Genomic DNA, 638 nt, shown 5'->3' with positions numbered 1-638 from the left:
ATTCAACCGGTCGATGCAACACACTGATGACTGCCGTAGGCAGAAGGAGTGTTGCAGATGGCTTACCGGACGCGAACCTACTACACAGACAGCCAGAAGGCATTGATGTGGGAGCGATGGAGGCAGGGATGGACCCTGCATCAGATTGCTCAACTGTTCAATCGGGCACACACGTCCGTACAAAAGATTTTGTCCCGTACGGGCGGCATTCGACCGCCGCAGCGAACTCGTTCCTCGAGGGCGCTGACGCTGGCCGAGCGCGAGGAGATCTCACGTGCCATGGCGGCTGGGTTCTCGATTCGCTCGATCGCGTTGATCCTCGGGCGAGCGCCATCCACCATCAGCCGCGAGATCAGGCGCAACGGTGGTCCGGGATGCTATCGAGCGACCCAGGCCGACCAGGCAGCCTGGGATCGGGCTCGTCGGCCCAAGCGCTGCAGGCTGGCTGAGAAGCGGGACCTGGCGCGCATCGTCACGGAGAAGCTCCGACTGCAATGGTCTCCGGAGCAGATTGCCGGTTGGCTCAAGCATACTTACCCGAGCGACGAGACCTCCCACGTGTCCCACGAGACCATCTACCGTAGCCTGTTCATTCAAGCCCGCGGGGCGTTGAAGAAGGAGCTGTTGCAGCATCTCAG

At 61.3% G+C, this 638-nt stretch carries 1 protein-coding gene; it reads left to right on the top strand.

The features are described 5' to 3' along the window. Nucleotides 1-57: 57 nt before the first annotated feature. The coding region (locus tag AB4Z46_RS35385; RefSeq protein ID WP_442288219.1) for a transposase at nt 58-638 on the top strand (581 nt) is incomplete at its 3' end.

The organism is Variovorax sp. M-6, assembly GCF_052114385.1.
GTDB lineage: Bacteria > Pseudomonadota > Gammaproteobacteria > Burkholderiales > Burkholderiaceae_C > Variovorax.
Note: the sequence above shows the minus strand (reverse complement) of the source record. Positions and strands in the feature narration are given on the sequence as shown.